The organism is Psychrobacter sp. AOP31-B2-9, assembly GCF_052378005.1.
Classification (GTDB): Bacteria; Pseudomonadota; Gammaproteobacteria; order Pseudomonadales; family Moraxellaceae; genus Psychrobacter.
The window spans coordinates 1-5,798 of record NZ_JBQSXG010000171.1; the positions used below are offsets into that span (position 1 = coordinate 1).

5 protein-coding genes and 1 pseudogene are annotated in these 5,798 nt (G+C 33.5%); 1 reads left to right on the forward strand and 5 read right to left on the reverse strand.

The window, feature by feature from the left end:
• Positions 1 to 242: IS3 family transposase (locus tag ACT3SX_RS13520; RefSeq protein ID WP_444519351.1), on the forward strand; the 242-nt coding region annotated here is incomplete at its 5' end.
• Here the strand turns inward: ACT3SX_RS13520 and ACT3SX_RS13525 are convergent.
• The 5 genes and pseudogenes from ACT3SX_RS13525 to ACT3SX_RS13545 all read right to left on the reverse strand — a co-directional run.
• On the reverse strand, positions 243 to 887 hold the full coding sequence (locus ACT3SX_RS13525; RefSeq protein ID WP_444761535.1) for a hypothetical protein: 645 nt from the start codon (positions 885 to 887) through the stop codon (positions 243 to 245).
• A 382-nt stretch (positions 888 to 1,269) separates the two neighbouring features.
• Entirely contained in the window at positions 1,270 to 1,911 is a 642-nt protein-coding gene (locus ACT3SX_RS13530; RefSeq protein WP_192520516.1) for a hypothetical protein, read from the reverse strand.
• 39 nt (positions 1,912 to 1,950) lie between these two features.
• Entirely contained in the window at positions 1,951 to 3,204 is a 1,254-nt protein-coding gene (locus ACT3SX_RS13535) for a hypothetical protein (RefSeq protein ID WP_192520517.1), read from the reverse strand.
• A 64-nt stretch (positions 3,205 to 3,268) separates the two neighbouring features.
• Positions 3,269 to 5,545 carry a glycosyl hydrolase 108 family protein gene (locus ACT3SX_RS13540; protein ID WP_192520518.1) on the reverse strand — a complete coding sequence of 759 codons (2,277 nt, stop codon included), beginning with the start codon at positions 5,543 to 5,545 and terminating at the stop codon, positions 3,269 to 3,271.
• A pseudogene (locus tag ACT3SX_RS13545) lies at positions 5,545 to 5,798 on the reverse strand (hypothetical protein); the annotation flags it as partial. The gene ACT3SX_RS13540 and the pseudogene ACT3SX_RS13545, both read right to left, overlap by 1 nt.

A 5,798-nucleotide genomic window follows, 5' to 3' on the forward strand; every position in this document is an offset into this window, starting at 1 on the left:
ATCATTTTAAAGGCTCAATGAGTGGTAAAGGCAATTGCTTTGATAATGCTCCTATAGAAAGCTTCTGGGGTACGTTAAAGAATGAGCTTGTATACCATCAAGAGTATAAAACAAGGTTTACAGCGACCAACGAGATCACACAATATATAGAGCTGTATTACAACCAAACTAGGATTCAAAAGGGTTTAGGCTATAAATCGCCAAGACAGGTGTGGTTTGACTTTTATCGTCAGGCTGCGTAACTAAAATCTCCCAAGTTTATGTGTCCGGATTTGACGGCAGGGGTCATAATGCACTGTAGAGTCAATTGATATTTTCCCAGTTTTGGGATCGATATTATATTTTTCCCAAGATACGATATATAAGACACCTTCAAACATGATTGAATTAAGAATCCATAGTTCAAAATCCTGATTCATATAGAAAATACGTTCATTATATGAATACTCATTAAATTCATATTCATAAATATTGATAGAATCAACCTCTAACCCATCAATATTCGTATTTAACTCAAGTGTTTTAGTAGAATAATCACCATCATCATTCTTTGACCCTAAGAGCAGTCTAGTATTTAGCATGACTTTACTGTTAGCACCTGAGAAACTATCAAGGTTTATACTATCAAAACTATAATTACTAACTTTGTCGTAATATAAGCATTTTTCGGGGTAAGAAAGATTTTCAGCTGTACATGATTTTTCTAGTAGAGGTATAAATTCTTTATCAGAAATTTGTCTGATACCCATACCTGTAGAGTGTAAATCTGTAGAACTAAGTTCTTTAGATAATGTTTCATTTAAAGGAGACGAAGTTTTTGTTTCACTTGTATCTACACTACAGGAGCAAAGTGTGGCCATTACAAATATTAAGCTATATTTAAACATATTATTCTCTAATTATTTTTACGCGCTTTTCATCGAACATTGAATGCAAATGGCTGTCATGATAGGCTGCTAGATAGCATGGGTGAGGAAATGTATCAATACATGAACTTCGACCGTATGTCAGAGCACACTGAAGAATAGGACAAGATTAATGTGGCTCAGTTGACCTAATCTTGAGTACATAAGCTTTTAAAATTGAAAGCCTTATACTTAAAACAAGAAAACCCCGTGTCATCATGATGCGGGGTTTTTTGTTGGGTGTGGGTAGGTATAAGCCATATTCGTTTGCTATGAGTGATATATTTCAAAATTTTCACAAAATTTATTCTAATCACATGTTTTAGTATTCATAATGTTTTTATCGTGAGTTAAGCATAGTTTTTTAGTAGACACTACAAATACTACTATCATCTAAATTATTGGATACGGATATACTGCTAATAGTATTAGGATCCGTGTCTGTAATAGTATCAGGATATCTGTCTGAAACATTAAAAGTCAATGTATTACCTTGAGCATTGGGTCGAGTCGTATAATATCTATTTGTCATATAGTAGCTTTCATCACCCATATTGCTTGTATATTCGTGATACTCGACTTCTGGATGGGTACTCAAGAGTTTAGAGATGTTATCGTTTACCTTAAAGCCTTTACTGGTTTGGTAGCTAGAATCGAAAAATTCAACTGAGATTAGAGTGTCACGCAAAAACAGCAATTGAAATTCTGAGTTGCTACTATCCATAGAGCACTCATTGATAGTGTGCTCTAAATTTAAAGACATACCTAATTTAGATTCAATATCTTCAATAGTATCGAGTAGAGTAAAGTTTTTAGTACCACTCGCTGTAATAATTTTATCGCTGACAGTATTGGTTCTAATAGGTTCTACATCACTACTTTTCTTGAAATTACTTTGCACTTCTGTGGCTTTGAGGTCACCTGAATCATTATTGTTTATTTTTTCAGCACAAGATGCTAAAAATAAGGTTAGCAAGATAGGTAATATTAATAATCTTATAAGCATATATATCCTCTTAACTTTCTAATAATTAAAACTTACCCATTAACCACAGCCTTCAAAATAACGAATATATGGATTATAGTTAAGGCTCATGCTTGATACTTCTCCATTTACAGTATCATAGCGCATGCCTATCTTTTTAGAACTATCAGTCCAATATATAAAAATAGGATCATCAGTATGTGGACTATCCAATGTTTCGTCAGGCTGCTTGTTGTGTAGCTTCATTACCGTTTCAACAGTATCTCCAATTTTGACACCCATATATGATGTAAAACTATCAAAATTGGTAGTACCACCTTTAGAGACACTGACACCAGTTAACAGATCACCAAAAAACTGAAAAGATAGTGAGTATTGATGATCTGGATACAGATTAGAGTTTGCGAGGAAACAGTTATCAACACCTTCTAACTGACTCTCGAATTTAGTAAATTCATTCGGTTTAAACTTTTGTCCTAGAGAAATATTACTAATACCATCTTTGTTTAAAACATATTTTTTTTGATTAGATTTAACCAGCTGAATACTTTCTGATGCATTCTTTATTTTACTACTAGTCAATTCTTTGGGCGTTGAGTTGGAATATTTTTTTTCTTCGAGATCTTTAAGACGTAACCAACCTGTCTTTGAACCCTTTAGATAAGAAGTCTCTACCCAATCATCTTTAGTAGATAGTACCTCAATCTCATCACCTGCTATAAAATATGATGAAGTCTTAGAATTAATATTAGGCTGCTTATATATAAAAGCTCTTTCTACATTTATAATATATTCTATAGCATGTAATTCTGAATCTGCATTTATTTTGGATATTTGTTGATTTTTATCTTTAAGTAATATTGCATGTTTACGAGCAGAAACACCTAAGTCAGCAGGAAACTCTTTAAGCATCCAAATTACTTTTTTTTCTTCTAAAGTTAAAATTGCTTTGCCTTGTATGTTATCGAATGAACTATCAAATGTTATTAAATATTGATTATCACCTATAGCAAAGCCTTGAAAATCGTTAAGACAGTCAATTTTCTTACCATACCTACTAATATAGCAATATTTACCTTCAATATTGGATGTAGATAAGTCATCTATATCTACAGATAAAGACGAGATAGGTTCCTGATTAGAGTCGTAAGTATCGACGCTCCATTTACCGAGATACTGTGAGTAGTTGCGACTGTCTGACTGATTAGAGGTAGTTAAGATATTATTTTGTTGATGATTGACCGTTTCTGAACTACAACTGGATTGAAGTAATATTAAAAATGATAATACAATCAATTTTTTAAAAACAGTCATAGTTGATTCCTTATACTCTTTGTCACAAATTAATCTAATTGTGTAAAATACTGTGGACTAAGTTTCAAATATTAGCATTCAAACAACTTTCAACTCTATTGAGCCAACCTTTAATATATTTACTATTTTTAGGTCTCTGTCTTACAAGCATATGGTAATATTCTCTTCGAATAGCCGCTATTCTCTCTAGTAATAGTTTTTGATTCTCAACATTGTTTACGGCTTGTATAGTTTTGGATCCGATAGCGCCATCAATAATACCAACGTCTTGCTTGAATTCGTTAGTAAGTAATTTTTGAACCTCTTTTCCAGCCCCACCCGAAGTAATTGACCAATCATATATCATTAAACCAACCTTGTCGTTTTCAACTTTACAAAAACCTTTAGGCTCCCAATACCTTTTACGATAAATGATCTCAGCTTGTTCAGATGTTATATTTTTTAAGTTATTTTTAGTTGGCTCAAGACCTAAATCAGATTTAGCATATGTCAACCATGTTTTCCACGCAATACCCATATTTGTTTTACCGCCTTTATCAGTCGGATCATCAACATAACCACCTTCGTGACGAAGAATAATTTTAGATACTCTATGAAATTTCTTTGTACAGTCATCTGTAGGTTGAACATTCTCGTTTTCAGGTTCTTTATGAATAACATCAATATCTTTAATATCTGCTACTAATCCTTGAAGATGGAGATGATTATCATGCCCTCGATAAGGTCCACAATGTGGCAAAATATAACTCTTATTTATACCTGCTTTAGGATTAGTAAAATATACACTAAGCATTTTTACTATTGAATTGTCAGGTCTTTTTCTTTTGCCCCAACCAAACTCATGCATAGTATTAACAAGTCTTATGTTTCTCTCATGATCATATTGAGAATCATAATTATGATCGTCTAATATCATCTCTAAAGCTTTTTTGTCTTTTCTAAGATATCTTATATCAATGCATTTACCATTAGTATGACTACTACTAGGGCCAGGGCTTCCGTCAATTTTACTAGCTCCGTTAAAAGAGATATCATCATATCCTAATTTACATAGCGCTCCTAAAAATGTAGCCATCGCAACCCCAGACAAATAATAGCGTTGATACTCTTTAGAATTCATAAATATATTATAGCTGACTTTGCCTTTTCTATATTTTGACAATCTTTTCTCTTTTTCAACTGATGATATATTATTGTCATCAATCTGACTGCCATCATATTTACTACTTTCACTATCTCCACCAATATTAACTAAATATACATCTTTTCCTCCACCGTAACGTGGCGTTTTAATATATTTAGTTTTCCCTAAATAGTGTTTACTGCCACCTTCATCGTAATAAACGAATGCAGCATATTTTTCTGCTTTGGGGTGCTGACGTTCTATACGTCCATCAAAATAAATATGATAAACAGTCGTATCACTGTCATAGGTAATTTGTTCGACAGGGTTCCCCTTTTGATTATTACCGGTTTCTTTCTTCACATCTAATTTGGGTTCATCAACTTTACCCTTATTTTGGGTAGGATTGGTATTAGATGGTGTAGTATCCTCCTTATCACCAAATAATGTGTCATATAACTTCTCACTTGCATCAGTGACACTTTCCATCGCCTCAAGTGTTCCTTTTATTATTTTTTGCTGCCCATCCTTGATAGCTTCTTCTGCTCTATCAATCATAGCGTCTGCTTCATCATGAATATCTTTAACACTATCCCAAGCTTTATCGTACCAGGGTTGCTCTGAATCTACAGGTTCACTACCCTTAGTTTTTGTAGCAGGCGGCTTCGTCGAAACTGATGGAGAAGGCTTATCTTCCGTTTCTTTGCCGACATCACCGATTTGAACTGGGACTTTTAACCAATGACCTGCGAATATCTTATGAATACTTTTTATTTTTGGATTCAAACGCTTTAATGTTGCAATGTCCGTGTTATGTTTTTTAGCAATACTTTCTAAGGTATCACCTGTAACTACTTTGTAATCTTTACGCTTGATACTACCTGCTTCGTTGCCATGTTTTTTTAGTTTTGAGTCAATTAAAACTGCACTGATTTTAGCCTTAATTTTAAGTCTATTTTCTTTAACTGGTGGTAACGATATATTTCCAGCTTTTTTAAAGTCTTTAGTTCCTATTTTTACATAAAGACAAAGCTTAGTATGGATAGGTTTAACAAACTCATAAGTTGCCCCTTTACTATTAGTTTTACCTTTAACGACGTGTTCCTCTTCCTCATTACTGTTAACTGCTGTGACCTTGTATTCAATATTTTTCAGAACTTTGCTTTGCGCATCAAGCAATACAAACCATGCAGTAAGCTTTTTTTGACTATTTGACATTATTCTTCATCCTCTAAAAAAGCGATATCTTCTGCGGGCGCATTACAAGCACATTCTGCGTCTGAGTATTCGAACTCTACTTCATCAATAGTCTCAGGCTCTTCATGTTCTGTATCAAATTCTACACTCCAGTTATCTAAGTATCCTACTAATACCTCAACTTCTTGAGACTCCATTGACATCAACCGACCAGTCCGTCCATGTTCATCTAACGTTCCTTCAACTATCTGACCATCACCTAACATTGCTACTG